This is a genomic window from Actinocrinis sp. (assembly GCF_035653575.1).
Taxonomy (GTDB): Bacteria; Actinomycetota; Actinomycetes; order Streptomycetales; family Catenulisporaceae; genus Actinocrinis.
Genome location: NZ_DASRBQ010000124.1, coordinates 39,527 through 62,139, shown reverse-complemented (window position 1 = coordinate 62,139; position 22,613 = coordinate 39,527). Strand labels below are relative to the sequence as shown.

Here is a 22,613-nt window from a genome sequence, read left to right as displayed (position 1 = left end):
GGGGCGCGGCGTGACGGACTTCCTGATCTCCCCGCAGATGCGGCGCGACCGGGCCCGCGGGGTGCTGGTGGGCGCCGCCTGCGGTGACGCGCTCGGTGTGCCGTACGAGTTCGGGCCCACGCTCGGCCCCAACACGCTTCCGGAGATGATCGGCGGCGGACTTGGGCCGTACGAGCCGGGGGAGTACTCCGACGACACGCAGATGCACGTGGTGATCGCCCGGGTGGCGGCAAGCGGCGCGGACCTGCGCACGGAGGAGGCGCTGCGTTCCGTGGCCGAGGGCTTCCTCGATTGGGCGGCGAGCGGAGCTACCGACATCGGCGCGCAGACGCGCGCGGTGCTGTCCGCCGCCCGCGGCGCCGCCGACCCGCTCGCGGCGATGCGCGAGGCCGCGCGTCAGACGCATGAGCGCACGGGCCGGTCGGCCGGCAACGGTTCGCTCATGCGCACCGGAGTGCTCGCGCTCGCCTACCTCAACGACCGCGCCGCGCTCGCGGAGGCGGCCCGTGCCGTCAGCGGGCTGACACACTACGACCCGGTCGCAGGCGAGGCCTGCGTGCTGTGGTGCGAGGCGATCCGCGTCGCCGTCCTCGACGGCACGCTGGACGGCCCACAGAGCGGTCTAGACCTCCTGGACGAGGCGGCCGCGCAGCGGTGGAAGACCTGGCTCGACGAGGCCGCGACGCAGCCCCCTGCGGCCTTCGCCCCCAACGGCTTTGTCGTGCGCGCGCTGCAGGCCGCCTGGTCTGCGATTCTCAGCATCCCGATTCCGGAGGACAACCCGGGCCGCCACTTCGGCCGCGCGCTCTACGCGGCGGTCCGGGCCGGCGACGACACCGACACCGTCGCCGCGATCGGCGGGGCACTGCTCGGCGGGCGCTGGGGCGTCTCGAGCATCTACCCGGTTTGGCGCAACACGGTGCACGGCTGGCCGGGCCTGCGCGAGCCGGACCTCGTCGCGCTCTGCGACGCGATCGTGGACCAGCGCGGCGGCTTCCCCGCGGAGGGCTGACCGCCGCCGGGTCCGGCCGCGCTGTCGGGCCCGGCGGCGGTCAGAGCTCGCGGTCAGAGGCCGCTGCCAGGCCTCGCCGCCAGACCCGCCGTCAGACCTCGACGACCACCGGGATGATCATCGGGCGGCGGCGGAAGGTGTCCGAGACCCACTTGCCGACCGTGCGCCGCACCAGCTGCTGCAGCTGGTAGGCGTCGCCGACGCCGTCGGCCGCGGCCTGGGCCAGGGCCTCCTCGATCAGCGGGGTGACGGCGGCCAGCGCCGAGTCGTCGATGCCGGCGCCGCGGGACTGGACCTCGGGGCCGCCGGAGACCTTGCCCGTGTCCGCGTCGACGACCACGAACACCGAGATGAAGCCCTCGTCACCGAGGATGCGCCGGTCCTTCAGGCTCGCCTCGGTGACGTCGCCGACCGACAGTCCGTCCACGTACACGTACCCGCACGGGACCTTGCCGGTGATCCGCGCGACCTTGTCCACCAGGTCCACCGTGACGCCGTCCTCGGCGATCACCACGCGGTCGGCCGGGACTCCGGTGAGCACCGCCAGCTCGCCGTTCGCCCGCAGATGCCGCCACTCGCCGTGCACCGGCATGACGTTGCGCGGCCTGGCCAGGTTGTAGAAGTACAGCAGCTCGCCGGCCGATGCGTGCCCGGAGACGTGCACCTTCGCGTTGCCCTTGTGCACGACCTTGGCGCCCCAGCGGGTCAGGCCGTTGATCACCCGGTAGACCGCCGTCTCGTTGCCGGGGATCAGCGAGGAGGCCAGGATTACCGTGTCGTCCTCGACGATGCGGATCTGGTGGTCCCGGTTCGCCATCCGGGAGAGCGCCGCCATCGGCTCGCCCTGCGATCCGGTGCAGATCAGCACGACCTGCTCGGGCGCGTAGTCGTCCAGCGCCCGCGCGTCGATGACCAGGCCGTCCGGAACCTTCAAGTAGCCCAGGTCGCGGGCCACGCCCATGTTGCGCACCATCGAGCGGCCGATGAAGGCGACCTTGCGGCGGTGCTTGACCGCGATGTCGAGCACCTGCTGGATGCGGTGCACGTGGCTGGCGAAGGAGGCCACGATGACCCGGCGGGTGGCCTGCGCGAAGGCCCGCTCGAGCGCCGGGGTGATCTCTCGCTCGCTCGGCACGAACCCGGGCACCTCGGCGTTGGTCGAGTCGCACAGCACCATGTCGATGCCGCGCTCGCCAAGCTTCGCGATCCCGGTCAGGTCGGTCAGCCGGCCGTCGAGCGGCAGCTGGTCCATCTTGAAGTCACCGGTGTGCAGCACCACCCCGGCCCCGGTCTCCACCACCACGGCCAGCGCGTCCGGGATCGAGTGGTTCACCGCGAGGAAGGAGCAGTCGAACGGGCCGATCCGCTCGCTCTGCCCCTCCTTGACCTCGAGGGTGTACGGGCGGATGCGGTGCTCGGCCAGCTTCGCCTCGATCAGCGCGAGGGTCAGCTGCGAGCCGACCAGCGGGATGTCGGCCCGCTCTTTGAGCAGGTAGGGCACGGCGCCGATGTGGTCCTCGTGCCCGTGGGTCAGGATCACCGCGACCACGTCCTCGTAGCGGTCCCTGATCGAGGTGAAGTCCGGCAGGATCAGGTCGACACCCGGCTGCTCCGGCTCGGGGAACAGCACACCGCAGTCCACGATCAGAAGCTTGCCCGCGTATTCGAACACGGTCATGTTCCGGCCGATCTCGCCGAGCCCGCCGAGCGGGGTGACGCGCAGCGCGCCTTCCGGCAGCTCCGGCGGTAGCCCCAGTTCGGGATGGGGGTGGCTCATCAGGCGGCTCCAGTTCCTTCGTTCGCGTGGTGCGATGGCGCGGGACCCTGCCGGCCCGGCGCGCGTGGTGTTCGTTGTGGAGTTGTGTTGTCGCGCCCGGGTGCCGGACGCGTGGTGCTCAGGCTTCGTATCGGCGCCCGCGGTCGCGGCGGGCGCCAGGCGGCTAGAGGTGCACGCCGGCGGCGGCGAGGTCCCGGCGCAGCACCTCCAACTGCGGTTCGGTCAGGTCCACCAGCGGGAGCCGGACCGGGCCCGCCGGGCGGCCGAGCCGGTTCAGCGCCGCCTTGGTGGTGATTACCCCCTGGGTGCGGAATAGACCGGTGTACACAGGCAGCAGCGAGCGGTGGATGTCGCGCGCCTTCGCCACCTCGCCGGCCGCGTAGGCGTCGAACAGGGCTCGGATATCGGCGCTTACCAGGTGACCGGCCACGGAGACCGCGCCGATCGCGCCGATCGACAGTAGCGGCAGGTTCAGCATGTCGTCACCGCTGTAGTAGGCCAGATCGGTGCGGGCCATCACCCAGCTGGACGCGCCGAGGTCCCCCTTGGCGTCCTTGACCGCGACGATCCGCTCGTGCTCGGCCAGGCGTACCAGGGTCTCGGTGTCGATGGGCGTCCCGGTACGCACCGGGATGTCATAGAGCATCAGCGGGAGCCCGGTGGCGTCGGCGATGGTGGTGAAGTGCCGGTACACGCCCTCCTGCGGCGGGCGGGAGTAATACGGCGTGACGACCAGCAGGCCGTCCGCCCCGGCCTGCTGTGCGGCCTTGGCCTGCTCGACGCTGTGCCGGGTGTCGTTGGTGCCGACCCCGGCGATCAGCCGCGCGCGGTCGCCGAGGGCGTCGCGCACCGCCTTGACCAGCGCGGCCTTCTCCTCATCCGTGGTGGTCGGCGACTCGCCGGTGGTGCCGTTGAGCACCAGCGCGTCGTTGCCGGCGTCGACCAGCTGCGCGGCCAGGGCCTGCGCGCCGTCGAGGTCGAGCGCGCCGTCGGCGGTGAACGGAGTGACCATCGCGGTCGCGATCCGGCCGAACGGCGTACGGGGTGAGGAAACGGGAGAAGCCATGGGACAAAGCTACCGGGCCGCGAGCAGGCTCGTCAGGTCCGAGTCCCCGGCCTGTGGATAACCGCCGCGGTTCGAAGGCCCTGTACAGCGTCCCGCGCAGTGGAAGGACCCCGTCGCCGCCTGCTCGGGGGTCCAGGAGGCGACGGGATCCACTATCACTATCGAGGCGCGCCCGGTCCGGGACACGGGCGTCGGGGGCACGTTCATCCGATTGGGTGTTATATGCAGAATTCGATCTAGGAGTGGCGAATCCCACGCCGCGTCAGGACCCGGCACGGCTACGGCGCGACCCGGCCGTTGCGGTTGAAGGCCGCGTAAGTCAGCGGCATCGCCTCGGCGAAGATCGCCTCCATCCGCTCCGCCACCATCTCGATCTCCCGCTGCGGGAAGGAGGGGAAGGTCGAGTCCTCCCGCTTGGTCCGCAGCGACAGGAAGTTCATCAACGCCCTGGCGTTGCAGGTGGCGTACATCGACGAGTAGACCGACACCGGCAGCACGCCGCGCGCCACCTCGCGGGCGATCCCGGCCTCCAGCATCTCCAGGTAGGCCCGGTACGCGGACGTGCACACCGCACGCGTCGCCTCGTCCACCAGCTTGTGCTGCTCCGCGGTGCCGTCCACGAACACGTACCGGCCCGGCTTGCCCTCCTGCACCAGCTTGCGTTCCGGGCCCGGCACGTAGAACACCGGCTCCAGCCTGCGGTACCTGCCGCTCTCCTCGTTGTAGCTGAAGGTCCGGTGCCGCATGAACTCGCGGAACACGAAGATCGGCGCGGAGACGAAGAAGGTGAAGGAGTTGTGCTCGAACGGCGAGCCGTGCCGGTCGCGCATCAGATAGTTGATAAGGCCGGCCGAGCGCTCCGCGTCCGAGCCGACCTCGGCCAGGGACTTCTCGCCCGCGGTGGAGACGCGGGCGGCGAACAGCACGTCGGCGTCCGCGGCGGAGGACTTGACGAGCTCGACGGTCACATCGGAGCGGAAGCGCACCTCCGCCAGGCCGGCGGGGGTGTCCTGCGAGTCGGTCACGGCCTTGCTCCCTGCTGTGGTCGATCGTCCTGGCGGTTGAGCCCAGGTTATCCGGGCCGGCCGACAGGCACGCCGACGGCGAGGGCGGGTCAGCCGGTGGGGTTCAGGTTGGTCAGCTTCGCGCTGTCCAGCAGACCGTTGACCGTGCCCGCATTGCTCATAAGCCGCAGCACGATGTCCAGCTTGGCCGGGAGGACCACGGACGGGTAGGTGCCCAGCTGCATCGCCGCGATCACTCGCGAGTCGATGCCGCTGCCGGAATTGCGCAGCGCGGTCTCCACCACGACGCGCTGGCCGCTGGAGGCCTGAAGCTTCGCCATGACCGCCGCGAAGATCGCCGTCGAGTGCGGGTACTTCGTGACGAACGTCTTTGTCGCGAAGTAGCCGTCCACGGGCACCGCGGACGCGTTACCGGTCGCCAGGTCCTGGTCCAGCTGCAGGCCGCCGCTGATCTCGGCCGCCGTCACGTACGGTTCCTGAAGCACCGCCGCCGTCGCCTGGTGCGACGCGACCGCTCCAATCGCCTGGGCCGGGTTCGGGTTGGCCACGATCGCCGGGCAGTTGGTCGGCAGCGGCGAGCCGAGCGACTGGAACCAGGCGGCCAGGGCCAGGTATTCGGTGCCCGTCTTGCTCGGCACCACGATCGAGACCGAACCGTTGCAGTTGAACGCGTTGCCGGCCCCGGCGCCCCAGGTCGGCAGGGTGAAGCCGGTGCGCTTCAACAGCCCGATCGTCCCCGAGCCGGCGTCGTAGCCCTCGCTGACGACGCGGATGTTGTCGCTGGTCGCCAGCGTCGAGCTGCCGTTGAGGAACTGCGCGTACTCGCCGTAGGCGATGTCGATCTTGTCCGACGCGAGCGCGGCCAGCTCCTCCTGCTGGTTGTCGAACTTCTGCACCGAGATGTTCAGTCCGGCGTCCATGAACGCGTGCGTCGTGGTCGAGCTGCCGATCTGGAACGGGACGGCGCCGATCGAGTCGATCAGGCCGACCCGCAGGTTCGGCTGGTCCGGGCTGCCGAGCCCGTTCGAGCTGCCGCTGCACGCGGTCGCCGCGGCGGCGAGGAGCGCGGCGGCCAGGCCGAGCGCGATCCCGGAGCGATGGCGCGACCGGCGGGCTGGCTGGCTCGGCTGGAACATGGCTACCTCTCGGGACGTTCAGTCGTCGGCGGCGCCATGCTAATCCACCGGATACCCGCCCTGAATAGCGGGCGTGGAAATCCGGTGTGCGCTGCCGGCGTGAATGAGGACACGAATATCGCATATTCAAGGCACCGATTGGCGATCTGATTCGGCACTTCGCTACGCTTCGCGGTCAATCGGCCACGAACCGTAGAAGATCGCATTCTCGCTGCTCAAGGCGAGTATCCGAGGCGCGGTCGGCAAGTGTGGCAGCGCGGTGGCCGAAAACGCCAGGGCGTGGCGGGAAAATCTCGGGAATCCTGTCCGGATCATTGTGTTATGTCCGGAAATGTCGCATGCTGCGGAGTGATTTATGTCGGCCCCGTCTTGGCCTCGGTGCCGGTGCTGTGCTGGAATGCGTTTCCTGAACGAACCGCCGGGCGAGGCCCGCCGCGGTCGAGTCGCGACGACCGCCGAGCAGCCCGCCGATCGCGGCCGGTGTGCCCGGCCGCAGTGTTACAACTGACATGACGCGCGCAGTATTTGGTGCGGTCACGAACTTGGTGAGGGCAAGTGCAGACACGTCCCGTGACCCCGCGACGCGAGCCTGCCCAGTCGGGGCCGCGCGCGGGCCGGCCGGGTGCGCCGGAGCGCCGCCGTCCGTCTCAGCCCGCCGATCCCGCCCCGGTGCAGTCCGCAGCCAGGCCCGGCCTGTTCTCGCTGCGCAGCTGGCGCGTGCGCAACCGGCTCACGCTGCTGGTGCTGCTGCCGCTGCTGGCCGCCGTCGGCCTGGCCGCCGCCCGTATCAACACCCTGTACCAGGACGAGACGCACTTCAGCAACGCCCACTTCGAGGCGCAGACCACCACCTCGGTCGAGGAGGTGCTGCTCGCGCTCCAGCAGGAGCGGCTGGCCGCCTCGGTGTGCCTGTCCGTCATGCAGCCGTGCACCATGGCCGCCGCCGACGCGCGCGCCCAGCAGAACCAGGCCGACCAGCAGAACTTGAACCTCAAGCCGCTGCTCGAGTCCTACGTCACCGCCTACACCGACGCCCAGCAGGCCGCCACCACCGCGATCACACAGGTCAGCGCGGTGGCCAACCAGGTCATCAGCGGCAACTCGTTCAACCCCAACCTGCGCGCCTTCGCCACCGAGGCCTTCGGCCGGGTCACCGACCTCGGTGAGATACGCAAGGTGGCTACTGGCAGCCAGGTGCAGTCGAGCCTGGCCTTCCGCGCCTACACCAGCATCATCGACGACGTCATGGCCGTCATCGGCCAGACCGCCAGCGACACCTCCGACGCGCTGGTCGCCCAGGACAACGCCGCGCTCTCCGCGCTCGACAACCTGGTCGAGGCCCAGTCGGTCGCGCAGCTCTACACCCAGGAAGTCATCGCCAACGGCCAGATCGGCGGGCAGGGCCCGAACCCGGACCCGGTCGAGGCGAAGATCCAGTCGACGAACCTCAACCAGGCCATCGCGACGGCGACCTCCGCGCAGAACGCCTTCCTGAACGTCGGCGCGCCCTCCTTGATCCAGTCGTTCCAGGCGACGGTCTCCGGCCCGGACATCACCGCGGCGCAGGCGGCGGTCGCCCGGGTGCTCTCGATCCTGCAGGGCAGCGCCACCTGGCAGAGCAGCAGCTCCCAGCTCGGCCCGGCCATCGTCGACGAGTCGCTGCCGGCCACCATCGGCGACCTGCGCACCGTGCAGGGCACCGCGATCCAGCAGATGATCACGGACTCCGGGACGCTGCTGAGCAACGCGCAGTCGGACCTTTACAAGAACATCGCGATGATCGTGTTCGCGTTGCTGATCTCCTTCTTCGGCATCGCGCTGGTCGCGCGCTCACTGGTCGGCCCGCTGCAGGCGCTGCGTACCGGCGCGCTGGACATCGCCGCCAACCGGCTGCCCGAGGTGGTCCGCAGGCTGCGTGACGCGGACAATTTCGACGCCGAGACCGCGGTCGATCCGATCCCGATCAACTCCAACGACGAGATCGGCCAGGTCGCCCGGGCCTTCGACGAGGTCCACCAGCAGGCCGTGCGCCTGGCCTCCGAGCAGGCGCTGCTGCGATCGAACGTCAACTCGATGTTCGTCAACCTCTCCCGCCGCTCGCAGTCGCTGGTCCAGCGCCAGCTGCGGCTGATCGACGAACTGGAGAACAGCGAGCAGGACCCGGACCAGCTGGCGAACCTGTTCAAACTGGACCACCTGGCCACCCGTATGCGCCGCAACGGGGAGAACCTGCTGGTCCTCGCGGGCGAGGAGCCGGGCCGCAAGTGGAGCCAGGCGGTCCGCCTGCTCGACGTGATGCGCGCCGGCGCCTCCGAGGTGGAGCAGTACGAGCGGGTCGCGCTGCGCGACCTGCCCGACGTCAACGTGCTCGGCCGCGTCGTCAACGACCTCGTGCACCTGGTCGCCGAGCTGCTGGAGAACGCCACCTCCTTCTCCGCGCCGGAGACCAAGGTCTCGGTGACCGCCAACATGCTCAACACCGGCGGCGTCATGCTGGAGATCGAGGACGCCGGCATCGGCATGACCCCCGAGGAGCTCGACGACGCGAACGAGCGGCTGGCCAACCCGCCGGTCATCGACGTCGCCATCTCCCGCCGCATGGGCCTGTACGTGGTCGGCCGGCTGGCCACCCGGCACGGCATCCAGGTGCGGCTGCGCCGCTCGGCCGGCGGCGGCATCACCGCCCTCGTGCTCGTGCCCAGCACGCTCCTCGCCGGCGCCGACGGTGAGCAGCAGGCCCCCACGCCTGAGCTTTCGGCAACTGGCGCCCGCTCGCTGGGCGCGCTGCCCCGCCGCGGCGGCGGCCAGGCGGGCTTCCCGGATCAGGAGGGGACCGGCGACATCGCCGCCTTCCCGGCCGAGGGCGCGGGTGCTCCGCCGTACCGCGGTGCCGCACCGTCCGGTCTCGGTACCGCACCGGCCGGGCCGGGCAGCAGCTCGCCCGCGGGTGTCGGTAACGCACCGTCAGGTCTGTCCAACGGCGACCAGTTCGCCGATCTGCCGCCCTTTGGTGGCGCCCCGACCCCGCCGAACGGCCCGGACGTGCTCCCGCGCCGCGGCGAGCCTCGCGACGGCGGCCCGACCGCGCCCAGCCCGACGATCCCCGGCGCGCGCACCCCGTTCGAGGACCGCCCCGGCATGGCCTCCGGCCTCGACGCGCTGCTCGACCCCGACGCCACTACGCAGTTCCCGCCGATCAGCGGCGGCCGCCCGGGCAGCCCGCCTGAGGGACCCGGCCGGTTCCCGCCCTTCGGCGGCGGACGCGACGCCGAGTCCGAGCGGCCCGCGCCCGGCCGGGACACCGCCGGCCAGGGTTCCAGCGGCCAGTTCGACATCCAGGGCCTCAGCCGCGAGCCTGGCCCCGGCCGTCCGGCCGGCGGCCGCGGACCGGACTCCGCCTCCACCGGGCAGATCCCGCGGATCCAGGACCCCTCCTCGACCGGCCAGTTCCCCCGGATCCAGGACCCCTCGTCCTCCGGTCAGTTCCCGCGGGTGCCCAGCCCGGACGCCGCGCCGCAGTTCCCCGGCCCGGCCACCGAGCGCCCGGACGCCGCGGCGCCCGGCTCGCGTCCGCAGGACCCGGCCTCCACGGGCCAGTTCCCGCGGATCCAGGACCCGGCCGGCCAGGGCCCCGGCTTCCCCGGCCCGGCCTTCCCGCCGCCCGCCGGACCCCAGGTCCCGGCCGACATGCCCGCGGCCCAGGCTCCGTCCGCCCCGGTGACGCCGACCGCGCCGCCGCCGGTGCAGGTACCGTCGGAGCTCGACCTGCCGCAGGCCGCGCCGCTGGTCCCGTCCTCCGCGCCGACCGCCGTGGAGCGGCTCTTCGCCCAGGACCCGCTGCCCCCGGCCCCGGCCACCGACGAACGGCTCCCGATCTTCGAGGCGATGGAGTCCGAGTGGTTCCGCCGCCGGGACGAGGCGCGCGCCCAGGCCGCCCTCGCCCAGGCGAACACCGTGCTGCCGCCGCTGCCCACGATGCCGCCGCCGGCCGCTCCCGCGACCTCCGCGGCGCGCGGATCGGGTAGTGGCGGCAACGGCACGGCTCCCGGCGGCGGCCTCGGAACCACGCCGGGAAGCGGCTCAGGCTCCACCTCCGGACCGGCGGTGACGGCCCCGGCAGCGGGATCGTCCAACGGCACCGGAGCCAAGTTCGACCTCGGGTCGACGGGCACAAGCACCAGCAGCTCCGTCTCCAGCCCGGCCGCTCCCACCCCGAGCGCGCCGAGCGTCCCGACCCCGTCAGCTCCGGTCGCCGCGCAGGCACCGGCGGCTTCGGCGAGCGCGCCCGCACCGGCCGCCTCCGCCGCGCCGCCAGCTTCCGCTCCGGTCGGCCTCCCCGTGCAGCCCCTGGCGACGGCGCCCGCCACCGATGAGAAGCCCGCCGCCGACTCCCGAGGAGCCTCGCCTATGGAGAACACCTCAGCCGCCTGGTCATCGCCGGGAGACGAGGGGTGGAAGGCCGCCCAAGCTGCGGCCAAGCCGGTGGCTGCGGGTCTGACCACGAAGGGCCTGCCCAAGCGGGTGCCCAGGTCGAACCTCGTGCCCGGTTCCGCGGGCGGCTCGGGCGCGGCGAAGGCCACCCCGCCGATCATCCCGCCGCGTTCCGCGGACGCGGTACGCGGCCGGCTCTCCAGCTTCCACCAGGGCCTGCGGCAGGGCCGTGACGCCGCGGCGACCGACCACGAGCCCGGCCAGGACGGGAAGAATGACGACTGATGACCGCTTCGCGTCCGGTGGGGGACGCCCGGCGGCCCGCCAACCGCTCCCCGCACTCCCGCACCTGCCCGACCATGTACCGACGTTCCCTTCGGAAGGGGATGCACTGTGAGTGAGCTGAGCCAGGCGGCGCAGAATCTCAACTGGCTGATCACCAACTTCGTCGACCGGGTCCCGGGGGTGGCGCACACCGTCGTGGTCTCCTCGGACGGCCTGCTGCTCGCGGTGTCCAACGGCTTCCCGCGCGACCGCGCCGACCAACTGGCGGCGGTGGCCTCCGGCCTGTCCAGCCTGACCCAGGGCGCGGCCCGGATCTTCGAGGGCGGCGCGGTCACCCAGACCGTGGTCGAGATGGTGCGCGGCTTCCTGTTCGTCATGGCGATCAGCGACGGCTCGGTGCTCGCCGTGCTGGCGTCCTCCGACTGCGACATGGGTCTGATCGGCTACGAGATGGCACTGCTGGTGGAGCGGGCCGGCGACGTGCTCACCCCGGCGCTGCGGGCGGAACTGCAGAACGCGCTTCCCCGGTAGTCTGCGGACCAGGCCGAAACGGCGGCGCACGATTTCAGCGTGAAGGACGGTTTCATTGAGCTCAGGACACGATTCGTCACCGCTCGTGCGGCCGTACGCCATGACCGGCGGCCGGACCCGGGCGCGCTACCAGCTGGCCATCGAGGCGCTGGTGTCCACGACGCCGCGCGGCCGCACCGGGGGTTTCGGCCTCATGCCGGAGCACCAGCGGATCTGCGACCTGTGCGTAGAGGTGAAGTCGCTGGCCGAGATCGCCGCGCTCATGCGGATGCCGCTCGGCGTCGCACGGGTGATGGTCGGCGACATGGCCGAAGCCGGCCTGATCGCCGTCCACCAGTCCAACACCACCGAGGGCAAGCCGGACCTCGCACTTCTGGAAAGGGTGCTCATTGGACTTCGCAACCTCTAGCCCGCCCGAAAGGACCGCGGGGCCGACGACCTCTGTCAAGATCGTCGTCGCCGGGGGCTTCGGGGTGGGGAAGACCACGTTCGTCGGCGCGGTCTCGGAGATCAATCCGCTGACGACTGAGGCGGTCATGACCGCCGCGAGCGACGGCATCGACGACCTGACCAAGGTTCCGGACAAGACCACCACCACGGTCGCGATGGACTTCGGCCGGGTGTCCCTGGACCGCGAGCTGATCCTGTACCTGTTCGGCACCCCGGGGCAGAACCGGTTCTGGTTCATGTGGGACGACCTGACCCGCGGCGCCATCGGCGCGGTGGTGCTGGTCGACACCAGGCGGCTGGCCGACTGCTTCTCCGCGATCGACTACTTCGAGGACGCCGGCCTGCCGTACATCGTCGCGCTCAACTGCTTCGACGGCACGCTCAGCCACGCCGTGGACGACGTCCGGGAGGCGCTGTCCATCCCGAGCGACGTGCCGATCGTGACCTGTGACGCGCGCTCCCGCGAATCGACCAAGCTGACGCTGATCCGCCTCGTCGAGCACGCGATGAGCCGCTTCGCCGCGATGCGCTGACCCCAGGCCGGCGCTTCGCCGCCCGCCGACGCCCCGCACGCAGCTGCCAAACGTGCGGGACCGGCGGGCGGTCGCATGCTCGCGGCCCGGCGTCGTCCTTTTGGACGTAGGTCGGCCCGCCTGAATGGCACCGGCGCGTGCTCCGTGATGTTGTTCGAGGTATGGCTGCCGTCAAAACCTCGCCCGCGGTGATCCCTCACGACGAGACCCATTTCGGGTACGTGGTCTTCATCGCGGCGGCGGCCGCGATGGGCGGGTTCCTGTTCGGCTATGACAGTGCCGTGATCAACGGCGCGGTCACCGGCATCCAAAAGCACTTCAACGTCGGCTCCAACCAGACCGGCTTCGCGGTCGCGGCCGCGCTGATCGGCTCGGCGATCGGGGCGTGGATCGCCGGGCAGCTGGCCGACCGGATCGGTCGGGTCAGAGTCATGCTGCTGGCCGCGTTCCTGTTCACGGTGAGCGGCGTCGGCGCCGGCCTGCCGTTCAACATCTGGGACCTGGCGGCCTGGCGGGTGGTCGGCGGCCTGGGCATCGGAATCGCCTCGGTGATCGCGCCGGCCTACATCGCCGAGGTCGCGCCCCCGGCATACCGCGGCCGGCTCGGCTCGCTCCAGCAGATGGCGATCGTCCTCGGCATCTTCGTCTCCCAGCTGGTCAACTACGCGCTCGCCCAGGCCGCCGGAGGAAAGAGCGAAAACCATCTGTGGGGCCTTGAGGCCTGGCAGTGGATGCTGCTGATGGAGGTCGGGCCGGCGCTGCTCTACGGCGCGCTCGGCTTCATCGTGCCCGAATCGCCGCGCTATCTGGTCGCCACCGGGCAGGACGAGCGGGCCCGCGAGGTGCTGGCCAAGGTGGAAGGGCACGAAGACAGCACCGCGCGCATCGCCGAGATCCGCGCGGTGCTGGCCTCCGACCGGCGCGCCGGCTGGCGCGACCTGCTCGGCCCGTCCGGCCGGATCCTGGCGATCGTCTGGATCGGCATCGGCCTGAGCGTCTTCCAGCAGTTCGTCGGCATCAACGTGATCTTCTACTACTCCTCGCTGCTGTGGCAGTCGGTCGGCATCAACGAGGCCAACTCGCTGCTGATCAGCGTCTCCACCTCGCTGGTCAACATCATCGGCACGATCGTGGCGATCCTCGTGATCGACCGGATCGGCCGCAAGCCCCTGGCGCTGATCGGCTCGACCGGCATGATGATCTCGCTCGGCTTGGCGGCCTGGGCGTTCTCCTACGCCACCGGAACGGGCAGCAACGCGCACATCCCCCGCGACGAGGGCACGGTCGCGATCGTCGCCGCGCACGTCTACGTGTTCTTCTTCGCGATGTCCTGGGGCGTGGTGGTCTGGGTCCTGCTCGGCGAGATGTTCCCGAACCGGATCAGGGCGCTGGCACTGTCCATCGCGGCCTCGGCGCAGTGGATGGCGAACTTCGCGATCACCCAGAGCTTCCCGAGCATGTCGCGGTGGGACCTGAGCGGCGCGTACATCATCTACGCCTGCTTCGCCGCGCTCTCGATCCCGTTCGTCGCGTTCCTGGTGCGGGAGACGAAGGGGAAAGCGCTCGAACAGATGGGCTGACCGCGCCTAACGTTCGACCTTCGCGGCCAGCGAAGCCAGCACACGTAGTTTCTCCGCGCTCTCGCTGCCCGCGTCCGCGTAGTAGACCACGAGGATGACGTCGTCGACCGGCAGCTTGTCGCGGTTGAGGCGCATCTCGCCGACGAGCGGATGGTTCACCCTGGTCGTGCCGCCCTCAAGCCGGCGTACGTCGTGGCGTGCCCAGAGTGCGCGGAAGCGGCCGCTCGCCAGGGTGAGTTCCCCGACGAGTTCGACGATGCGCGCGTCGTCGGTCGCGTCGCCGACGGATTGGCGGAACGAGCCCACGAAATGCGCTGTGGCCGCCTCCCAGTCGGTGTGGAACTCGCGCTCCTCGGGATCGAGCAACAGCGAGCGCAATCGGTTCTCGCCCGGCCGCAGCCGGGGTGAGAACGCGACGGCCAGCGGGTTCGATGCCAGAACGTCGAAAGCCCGGCCCTCGATGAAGGCCGGCACCTCCAAGGCCGCGAGCAAATGGTGCAGACGGGCCGGGACACGCTCGGCGCGCCGGCGGGAACCCCGTTGCCGGGGTTGCGCGAGGTCGAGCAGGTATTGGTATTCGACCTCGTCGAGCCGCAGGACCCGAGCGAGCGCTTGCAGCACCTGCGGCGAGGGGTTCTTGTCGCGTCCGCGTTCGAGCCGCAGGTAGTAGTCGGCGCTGATTCCGGCCAGCATCGCGACTTCCTCCCGGCGCAACCCGGGGACGCGCCGGTTGAAGCCGGCCGGGATGCCGGCCTGCTCGGGTGTGACCAGCTCGCGCCGGGCACGCAGGTACGTGCCGAGCCGATTCGTGTCGGTGTCGTGGTCCATCAAAGACACGCTAACCCCGCATCCGCCCGCAGAAGGGGGTCCTGTCACTCCCTGGATCAACGGGGCCCTTCCTGCTGCCCGCCGCGCGCCCGAGCGTTGAGACATACCGTCCGTTCCACACGAGGAGCCCGGCATGGATATCTCAAACCGCACTGTCCTGATCGTGGGAGGCACGTCGGGAATCGGGCTGGCGCTGGCCCGCCGGTTCGCTGCCGAGGGCAGCACCGTTGTCGTCGGCGGCCGCAAGACCGCGAACGTCGACGACCTCCCGACGGTGGACATCGACGTGACCGATCCGGACTCGGTCCTGCGGGCTCGCGACAGCGTGCTCGAGAGTCATCCGGACCTGGACGTCGTGGTGACGATGTCCGGAGTCATGCTCACCGAGGATCTGCGCGACCGGTCGCACATCGCCGCCGCCGAGAGCACGATCGCCACGAATCTGCTCGGCACGATCCGGGTGATCGACGCCTTCACCGCGCACCTCATCGCCCGCGGCGCCGGCACGTTCATCACCGTGACCTCGGGTATCGCCTTCCTGCCGTTCCCGCTGATGCCGACGTACGCCGCGTCCAAGGCCGGGGTCCACGCCTATAGCGAGGCGCTTCGTCAGCAACTGCTCGGTACGGGCGTCGAGGTCGCCGAGCTCGTGCCGCCGGCCGTGGCCACGCGGCCGGAGCACAAGCGGCTGAATCCGAACGCGCTGGACCTGGACGCCTTCATCGATGAGGTGATGGCCCTGCTGGCGCAGAACCCCACACCCAACGAGATCCTTGTTCGGGGCGTCCATATGCACCGCTGGGCTGAGCGAGAGGGCACTTACGCGGAGCTCGTGGCCCGCCGGTCCCAGGCGCTTGCGAACCTGCCAGGGCGCTGACAAGCCCCCGACCCTTTGACGCAGAACACGGATTCGGCGTTCGTTGTTCGGTGCCCAGGCGAACCGGACAGGGCGAATCAGGTTGCCGCGCGCAGCACCAGGATGGCCATGTCGTCGGACAGCGGGGCGTCGCCGAACTCCTCGACCGCGCGCTGCACTCGAGCCGCCACGGCGGCGGCGGACATGGTCCGGCACTCGGCCAGGACGCTCGCCAGGCCGTCCGAGTCGAGCATCTGATCGCCCCTGCGGCGCTCGCTCGCCCCGTCGGTGAACGCCAGCAGCGTCTCGCCCGGCTTGAGGATCAGCGAGTCGAGGTGGAAGCCCGGGTCGCCGTCCAGCACGCCCAGCAGCGGCTGGCTTTCCGCACCAGGCACGACCGCGCCGTCCTGGCGCAGCACCAGGGGCGGCGGGTGGCCGGCGCAGACCAGCGCGAGGTTGAGCGACCCGTCGGCCAGCGGCTCGGCCTCGGCGTAGAGCAGCGTCAGGAACCTGCTACGCTCGCCCTCGTCCAGGATCGCCCGGTTCAGCCTGGCCAGCACCGCCGGCGGCCTGAGCCCTTCCCGCGCGAGCAGCCGCAGCGCGTGCCGCGCAAGGCCGGTGACCGCCGCCGCCTGGGGACCGGTGCCGCACACGTCGCCGATCGCCAGACCCCAGCAGCCCTGCCGGATCTCGAACACGTCGTAGAAGTCCCCGCCGACCAGCGCGTCCTGGCTCAAGTGGGCCGGCGCCTCGGTGTTTCCCGCCGGGTTGTAGACCACCGCGATGTCCGCGCCGGGCACGTCGGGCACCAGGGGCGGCAGCAGCGAGGACTGGAGCGCGTGCGCGGTTTCCCTGCGGCCCGCGTATGCGAGCGCTGAGTCGTAGGTGACCGCGACGCGGCGGCCGAGGTCCCAGGCCAGTTCCGCGGTGTCGTGCGGGAACCGGTACTCGGCCGGGCTGGCCAGGGTGAGCGTGCCAAGCTGCCTGCCGCGCGCCGAGAGCGGAACGATGAGCAGCTCGCCGGCCCGCAACGCCTCCGCCTCCGGCACTCCGGCCAGCAGCGGCCACTCCTCCGCGGTGCTCGACTCCTCCGGCGCGCCCGAATCGATCACCGCCTTCTCCAGCGGGTCGTGCAGGCTCTCGTCCGCGTGCCAGACCAGCGCCAGGGTAGCCCGGCCCGCCTCGTCCAGCCGGTGCACCGCGCACCAGCGGGCGAGCGACGGGACCACCAGCTGCGCGGCCAGCGCGAGGGTCCGCTCCGGGTCCAGCGACCCGGCGAGCAGCTCGCCGGCCTCGGCCAGGAAGGAAAGCGCGCCGCGGCGGGCCCTGCCTGCTTCGGCGAGCCGGGCGGATTCGACGATGGCGGCTATGCGTTCCGCGCCCTCGCCGAGGCGCAGCGCGTCCTGTTCGGTGAAGCGGCCGGGCTCGCGGGAGACGACGCAGAGCAGGCCGGTGGTGCCGTAGAGCCCGGCGATGCCCGGTGTCGCGGTCAGGGGAGCCGTCGCCATGGAGCGCATTCCGCCCGCCGCCAGCGCACTGATGAGCGGCGTGCCGTGGTCGGACGGCCCGCGCAGATCCGGGTACACGGCGGGCAGTCCGGTCAGCCCGATCCGGCCGGCCGCGCTCGGCGGCGAGGTGACTTGCGGCATTCCCGGCGGCAAGCCGGTCTGTGCGCGCAACCGCAGTCCGTTGTCCGGGCCGCCGTCCTCCGCGAGCAGTACGAACGCGCCGTCCGCATCCAGCAGGCCCTTGATCTTCTCCGCGGTGAGCGCGAGGTAGTCGTCGAGGTCTGCGATGGCGTTGCGGTTGCTGTTCGCCGGACGGACGCTGCCTGCCTCGGCCGCGCTGGAAGAGCCCTGCGGCGGGGCGAGCACTGGTCCGTGATCGTCGCGCCCGCCGTCGAGATCGAGGACGAACCAGACCTGCTTCATCGAATGTGTGTACTGCACGCCCCAAGACGACGCGAGCTGCGCGGACAGGTAGAGGCCGCGGCCGCCTTCCGGCATCCCGACCTCAAGCCCGCCGACCTCCTCCTCCCAGCCGCCGTTCAGCGCCGGAATGGCCCGTCCCGGATGGCGGTCGGCCACCGCGACGCGCACCGCGGCCGCCTCGCCGTCGTAGTCGCGCAGCAAGGTGCAGGAGACCTCGGCCGGAGTTCCGGCGTGCACGATCGCGTTGGTCACCAATTCGCTGGCGATGAGCACGGCGTCGTCGACCACCGACTCGCCGCCCCACTTGCCGACTGTCTCGCGGACGAACGCGCGGGCCGGCCCCACCGCCGAGGGGTCGGGACCGAACAGTGCCGTGTTCAGATCGTTCAACGCGTCGTCATCCGCCTTGCTCACTCGTCGATCGTATCGACCCCGGCCACGATGTGAAGGAACGGAAAGTGTTCGTATGGTCCCGTTCTGTAGGTGGAATTCTGCCTTTCTTTCCCCATCGCCTGATACGGTGCGAGACTGGCTCAGGTGTGTACGTACCCGCCCGGTGTCTGCAGCTCACCCTGAGCCGCGACCCGGCCGGCCCGTGAGCGAGGAGTAGACCCCATGGCCCAGCGGACAGGGACGGCGGCCGAGCGGTCGGGAGCCGCGGTCCGGCTGGAGCTGGACGACGGCTTGGAGCTCGGCGGCCTCGTCAAGGTGCTGCGCGCGGTACGCGACGGCGACCTGAGAGTCCGGCTCGAGGTGGTTCCCGGCACCCCGCTGGCCGAGGCCGCGGCGCTGTTCAACGAGATCGTGGACCGCCAGCAGGTCTTCTGCGCCGAACTCGACCGGGTCGCCGCCGCGGTGGGCCGTGACGGCCGACTCACCGAGCGTATTCCTCCGGCCGCCGGGCGTGGCGCGTGGGAGCAGGCGGCGCAGTCCGTCAACGAGGTGCTCGACGGCATCGCCGGGCCGATCGCCGAGATCGACCGGGTCCTCGAGGCGCTGGCCGACGGCGAGCTGCAGGAAGCGGTCGCGCACCCCGCGAACCTGGCGCCCGACGGCCGCACCCTGCGCGGTGACGTGCTGCGCAAGGCCCGCGCGGTGAACCGGCTCGCCTCGCAGCTCAAGGACGTGCACGACGCGATGGCCTGGCTGGCGGCGACGGTCGGCGGCGAGATCGCGCTGACCGACAATCCGGCCGAGACCCCGTTCCGCCCGGACCGGATGCCGGGCGAGTGGGCGGGGCTCGTCTCGGCGATGGACCACTCGTGGAACCGGCTCGGCGGGCAGATCCAGGAGCTGCTGCAGGTCACCTCCGCGGTCGCGGACGGTGACCTGTCCCGCAAGGTGGAGGGCCCGGCGTCGGGGGCGATGGCCGGGCTCAAGCGCACCATCAACGACATGGTCGACCAGCTCTCCGACTTCTCCTCCGAGGTGATCCGGGTCACCCGGGAGCTGGGCACCGAGGGCCGGCTCGGCGGCCAGGCCAACGTCCCGGAGGCGGCCGGCATCTGGCGCGACCTGACCGACTCGGTCAACTCGATGGCCTCGAACCTGACCGCGCAGGTCCGCGACATAGCGGGAGTGACCACCTCGGTCGCGCAGGGCGACCTGTCACAGAAGATCACCGTCGAGGTCGCGGGGGAGATGCTGGAGCTGAAGGAGACCATCAACACGATGGTCGACCAGCTCTCCGCGTTCGCCGACGAGGTCACGCGGGTGGCGCGCGAGGTCGGTACCGACGGCAAGCTGGGTGGTCAGGCGCGGGTCCCGGGCGTGGCGGGCACGTGGAAGGACCTGACCGACAACGTCAACTTCATGGCGAACAACCTGACCGACCAGGTGCGTAACATCGCGCAGGTCACCACGGCGGTGGCGCGCGGCGACCTGTCCGAGAAGATCGAGGTGGACGCGCGCGGCGAGGTGCTGGAGCTGAAGAACACCATCAACGCGATGGTGGATCAGCTCTCTGCGTTCGCGGACGAGGTCACGCGGGTGGCGCGCGAAGTGGGCACCGAAGGTCAGCTCGGCGGCCAGGCTAAGGTGCCGGGCGTCGCAGGGACCTGGCAGGACCTCACCAACTCGGTGAACCTGATGGCGAACAACCTCACCACGCAGGTGCGTAACATCGCGCAGGTCACCACGGCCGTGGCGCGCGGCGACCTGTCGCAGAAGATCACCGTCGACGCGCGCGGCGAGATCCTCCAGCTGAAGGAGACCATCAACACGATGGTGGATCAGCTCTCTGCGTTCGCGGACGAGGTCACGCGTGTGGCGCGCGAGGTGGGCACGGAAGGGCGACTCGGCGGTCAGGCGCGGGTGCGCGGCGTCGCGGGCACCTGGAAGGACCTGACCGACAACGTCAACTTCATGGCGTACAACCTGACCAGCCAGGTGCGCGAGATCGCCCAGGTCGCCACCGCGGTCGCGCGCGGCGACCTGACCGAGAAGATCGAGGTGGACGCGCGCGGCGAGGTGCTGGAGCTGAAGAACACCATCAACACGATGGTGGATCAGCTCTCTGCCTTCGCCGACGAGGTCACCCGTATCGCCCGCGAGGTGGGTACCGAGGGCAAGCTGGGCGGCCAGGCCCGCGTGCCCGGTGTCGGCGGCACCTGGAAGGACCTGACCGACAACGTCAACGGGATGGCCAACTCGCTGACCAGCCAGGTGCGTAACATCGCGCAGGTCACCACGGCGGTGGCCCGCGGTGATCTGACCAAGAAGATCGACGTCGACGCGTCCGGCGAGATCCTGGAGCTGAAGACCACGATCAACACGATGGTGGATCAGCTCTCCGCGTTCGCCGCGGAGGTCACCCGAGTCGCCCGCGAGGTGGGTACCGAGGGCAAGCTGGGCGGCCAGGCCCGCGTGCCCGGCGTCGGCGGCACCTGGCAGGGCCTGACCGACAGCGTGAACCAGCTGGCCGGCAACCTGACCACCCAGGTGCGCGCGATCGCCGAGGTGGCCACCGCGGTGACCCGCGGCGACCTGACCCAGCTGATCGACGTGGAGACGGCCGGGGAGGTGGCCGAGCTCAAGGACAACATCAACCAGATGATCGCGAACCTGCGCGAGACCACCCGCCGCAACCAGGACCAGGACTGGCTCAAGGGCAACCTGGCCCGCATCAGTGGCCTGATGCAGGGCAAGCGGGACCTGCTCGCGGTCGCGCAGCTGATCATGGCTGAGCTGACCCCGGTGGTGAACGCCCAGCACGGCGCCTTCTACCTGCGCGAGTTCGACTCGGTGCGGATGCTGGCCGGGTACGGCAGGCTCACGTCGCTGCCCGGCGAGAACGGCAGCCCGGAGCCGATCCGCTTCCGGGTCGGCGAGGGCCTGGTCGGGCAGGCCGCGGACCAGCGCACCCCGATCCTGGTGGAGGAGGTCCCCCCGGGCTACCTGCCGATCTCCACGGGACTCGGGACCGCGCCGCCGGCCTCGCTGATCGTGCTGCCGGTGCTGTTCGAGTCGCAGGTGCTCGCGGTCATCGAGTTCGCCTCCTTCCACAAGTTCACCGAGATCCAGTTGGCCTTCCTCGACCAGATCGTGGAGACCATCGGCGTCACGGTGAACACCATCATGGCCAACAGCGTCACCGAGGACCTGCTGATCAAGTCGCAGCAGCTGACCGCGCAGCTGGAGGACCGGTCCGAGGAGCTGCAGCGCCAGCAGGAGGAGCTGCGCCGCTCCAACGCCGAGCTCGAGGAGAAGGCGGCGCTGCTGGCCAGGCAGAACAAGGACATCGAGGTCAAGAACTCGGAGATCGAGCAGGCGCGTCAGGCCCTTGAGGAGCGCGCCGACCAGCTGGCGCTGGCCTCGAAGTACAAGTCCGAGTTCCTGGCCAACATGTCGCACGAGCTGCGCACGCCGCTCAACAGCCTGCTGATCCTGGCCAGGCTGCTCGCGGACAACAACGACGGCAACCTGACCGACAAGCAGGTCGACTTCGCCGAGACCATCCACTCCGCGGGCTCCGACCTGCTCGGCCTGATCAGCGACATCCTGGACCTGTCCAAGATCGAGGCGGGCCGGATGGACGTGCAGGCCGCGCCGATAGCCGTCAGCACCCTGGTCGAGTACGTCGAGGCCACCTTCCGCCCGCTCACCGTGGAGAAGGGCCTTGACTTCAACATCAGGCTTGATCCGAAGGTCCCGCCGGAGCTGCACACCGACGAGCAGCGGCTCCAGCAGATCCTGCGCAACCTGCTGTCGAACGCGGTCAAGTTCACCGAGCACGGCTCGGTGGAGCTGCGCGTGACGGTGGAGGACGCGGTCCGGCTCGGCCCGGTGCCGGAAAGCGAGTCCGGGGACGCGGCGCCGCAGCGCGCGATCGCGTTCACCGTCGCGGACACCGGGATCGGCATCGCCGAGGAGAAGCTGCGCATCATCTTCGAGGCCTTCCAGCAGGCGGACGGCACGATCAGCCGCAAGCACGGCGGCACCGGGCTCGGTCTGTCCATCAGCCGGGAGATCGCGCACCTGCTCGGCGGCAACATCACCGTGGGCTCCACGCTCGGGCGCGGCTCGGTCTTCACCCTCTACCTGCCGATGGATCAGAACCCTGAGTCAACGGGGGCGCACCGCCCGGTCGGCGCGCGGCTGCCCGAGCAGCGCGGCGTGGTCGACGCGCACAGCATGGAGAAGGCGCTGGCCGGCACGGCGGTGGCGGATCGCGGCAAGGCCAACGGCAAGATGTTCACCGGACGCGATGCGGCCCGTGACGAAGCGCAGCGCTTCACAGGACGCTTCAATGGTGAGACCGTTCTCATCGTGGACGACGACGTGCGTAACGTCTTCGCCCTCACCAGCGTCTTGGAACAGAGAGGACTTTCGGTGCGCTACGCGGAGAACGGCCGCGAGGGCATCGACGTACTCGAACGTGCCGACCACATCGACCTGGTGCTGATGGACATCATGATGCCGGAGATGGACGGTTACGCGACGATGGCGGCGATTCGGCGGATGGACCGCTTCGCGCAGCTGCCCATCATCGCGCTGACCGCGAAGGCGATGCACGGCGACCGGGAGAAGGCGCTGGAGGCCGGGGCGTCGGAGTACGTGACCAAACCAGTAGACATAGACCAGCTGCTCGGTCTGATCAGGAGCTGGCTGAATGCCGAGGAGGACGGTCGACCGGTACGGTAGACCGATCGCGGAAACGGACAGGCGGCCGCA

General features: G+C 70.6%; 14 protein-coding genes. 8 read left to right on the top strand and 6 right to left on the bottom strand.

Translation table 11 applies throughout. From position 1 onward, the window contains the following. Positions 1-10: 10 nt before the first annotated feature. Positions 11-1,012, top strand: a complete 1,002-nt coding sequence (locus VFA06_RS17950) for an ADP-ribosylglycohydrolase family protein (RefSeq protein ID WP_324841756.1) — start codon at positions 11-13, stop codon at positions 1,010-1,012. Between the two features lie 91 nt (positions 1,013-1,103). On the opposite strand, the gene VFA06_RS17945 is transcribed toward VFA06_RS17950, so the two are convergent. The 4 genes from VFA06_RS17945 to VFA06_RS17930 all read right to left on the bottom strand — a co-directional run bounded on the left by VFA06_RS17945 (position 1,104) and on the right by VFA06_RS17930 (position 6,016). Continuing rightward, on the bottom strand, positions 1,104-2,789 hold the full coding sequence (locus VFA06_RS17945; protein WP_324841755.1) for a ribonuclease J: 1,686 nt from the start codon (positions 2,787-2,789) through the stop codon (positions 1,104-1,106). 163 nt (positions 2,790-2,952) lie between these two features. Beyond that, a complete protein-coding gene (gene dapA / locus VFA06_RS17940) occupies positions 2,953-3,855 on the bottom strand; it encodes a 4-hydroxy-tetrahydrodipicolinate synthase (RefSeq protein ID WP_324841754.1) in 903 nt (300 codons plus the stop codon). A 278-nt stretch (positions 3,856-4,133) separates the two neighbouring features. Next, the gene (gene thyX, locus VFA06_RS17935; RefSeq protein ID WP_324841753.1) at positions 4,134-4,880 is read right to left on the bottom strand and encodes an FAD-dependent thymidylate synthase; all 747 of its coding nucleotides are present in this window, start codon (positions 4,878-4,880) and stop codon (positions 4,134-4,136) included. A gap of 89 nt (positions 4,881-4,969) precedes the next feature. Further along, positions 4,970-6,016 carry an ABC transporter substrate-binding protein gene (locus VFA06_RS17930; RefSeq protein ID WP_324841752.1) on the bottom strand — a complete coding sequence of 349 codons (1,047 nt, stop codon included), beginning with the start codon at positions 6,014-6,016 and terminating at the stop codon, positions 4,970-4,972. A 669-nt stretch (positions 6,017-6,685) separates the two neighbouring features. Between VFA06_RS17930 and VFA06_RS17925 the strand changes: the two genes are divergently transcribed. The 5 genes from VFA06_RS17925 to VFA06_RS17905 all read left to right on the top strand — a co-directional run bounded on the left by VFA06_RS17925 (position 6,686) and on the right by VFA06_RS17905 (position 13,826). Further along, positions 6,686-10,732 carry a nitrate- and nitrite sensing domain-containing protein gene (locus VFA06_RS17925; protein ID WP_324841751.1) on the top strand — a complete coding sequence of 1,349 codons (4,047 nt, stop codon included), beginning with the start codon at positions 6,686-6,688 and terminating at the stop codon, positions 10,730-10,732. A gap of 108 nt (positions 10,733-10,840) precedes the next feature. Next, complete coding sequence (locus VFA06_RS17920; RefSeq protein WP_349260231.1) at positions 10,841-11,263, top strand: roadblock/LC7 domain-containing protein; 423 nt, start codon at positions 10,841-10,843, stop codon at positions 11,261-11,263. Positions 11,264-11,363: 100 nt separating this feature from the next. Then, positions 11,364-11,672, top strand: a complete 309-nt coding sequence (locus VFA06_RS17915; protein WP_414639551.1) for a DUF742 domain-containing protein — start codon at positions 11,364-11,366, stop codon at positions 11,670-11,672. Beyond that, a complete protein-coding gene (locus VFA06_RS17910) occupies positions 11,653-12,246 on the top strand; it encodes a GTP-binding protein (protein ID WP_349260230.1) in 594 nt (197 codons plus the stop codon). The genes VFA06_RS17915 and VFA06_RS17910 overlap by 20 nt, the downstream gene beginning before the upstream one ends. Before the next feature lie 161 nt (positions 12,247-12,407). Then, on the top strand, positions 12,408-13,826 hold the full coding sequence (locus tag VFA06_RS17905) for a sugar porter family MFS transporter (protein ID WP_324841749.1): 1,419 nt from the start codon (positions 12,408-12,410) through the stop codon (positions 13,824-13,826). A 6-nt stretch (positions 13,827-13,832) separates the two neighbouring features. On the opposite strand, the gene VFA06_RS17900 is transcribed toward VFA06_RS17905, so the two are convergent. Further along, entirely contained in the window at positions 13,833-14,654 is an 822-nt protein-coding gene (locus VFA06_RS17900; protein WP_324841748.1) for a helix-turn-helix transcriptional regulator, read from the bottom strand. A 133-nt stretch (positions 14,655-14,787) separates the two neighbouring features. Here VFA06_RS17900 and VFA06_RS17895 point away from each other — a divergent pair, with 133 nt between their 5' ends. Further along, a complete protein-coding gene (locus VFA06_RS17895) occupies positions 14,788-15,531 on the top strand; it encodes an SDR family oxidoreductase (RefSeq protein WP_324841747.1) in 744 nt (247 codons plus the stop codon). 77 nt (positions 15,532-15,608) lie between these two features. Here the strand turns inward: VFA06_RS17895 and VFA06_RS17890 are convergent, their stop codons facing one another. Beyond that, positions 15,609-17,855, bottom strand: coding sequence for a SpoIIE family protein phosphatase (locus VFA06_RS17890; RefSeq protein ID WP_324841746.1), 2,247 nt, complete (start codon positions 17,853-17,855; stop codon positions 15,609-15,611). Positions 17,856-18,056: 201 nt separating this feature from the next. Between VFA06_RS17890 and VFA06_RS17885 the strand changes: the two genes are divergently transcribed. Further along, complete coding sequence (locus VFA06_RS17885; protein ID WP_324841745.1) at positions 18,057-22,583, top strand: HAMP domain-containing protein; 4,527 nt, start codon at positions 18,057-18,059, stop codon at positions 22,581-22,583. Positions 22,584-22,613: the final 30 nt, after the last annotated feature.

Excerpts from the sequence above, each read along its gene's own strand:
- VFA06_RS17930 (WP_324841752.1), bottom strand. The coding sequence starts at position 6,016 with ATGTTCCAGCCGAGCCAGCCAGCCCGCCGGTCGCGCCATCGCTCCGGG.
- VFA06_RS17900 (WP_324841748.1), bottom strand. The coding sequence starts at position 14,654 with ATGGACCACGACACCGACACGAATCGGCTCGGCACGTACCTGCGTGCC.
- dapA (WP_324841754.1), bottom strand. The coding sequence starts at position 3,855 with ATGGCTTCTCCCGTTTCCTCACCCCGTACGCCGTTCGGCCGGATCGCG.
- VFA06_RS17945 (WP_324841755.1), bottom strand. The coding sequence starts at position 2,789 with ATGAGCCACCCCCATCCCGAACTGGGGCTACCGCCGGAGCTGCCGGAA.
- VFA06_RS17895 (WP_324841747.1), top strand. The coding sequence starts at position 14,788 with ATGGATATCTCAAACCGCACTGTCCTGATCGTGGGAGGCACGTCGGGA.
- VFA06_RS17885 (WP_324841745.1), top strand. The coding sequence starts at position 18,057 with ATGGCCCAGCGGACAGGGACGGCGGCCGAGCGGTCGGGAGCCGCGGTC.
- VFA06_RS17915 (WP_414639551.1), top strand. The coding sequence starts at position 11,364 with ATGACCGGCGGCCGGACCCGGGCGCGCTACCAGCTGGCCATCGAGGCG.
- VFA06_RS17905 (WP_324841749.1), top strand. The coding sequence starts at position 12,408 with ATGGCTGCCGTCAAAACCTCGCCCGCGGTGATCCCTCACGACGAGACC.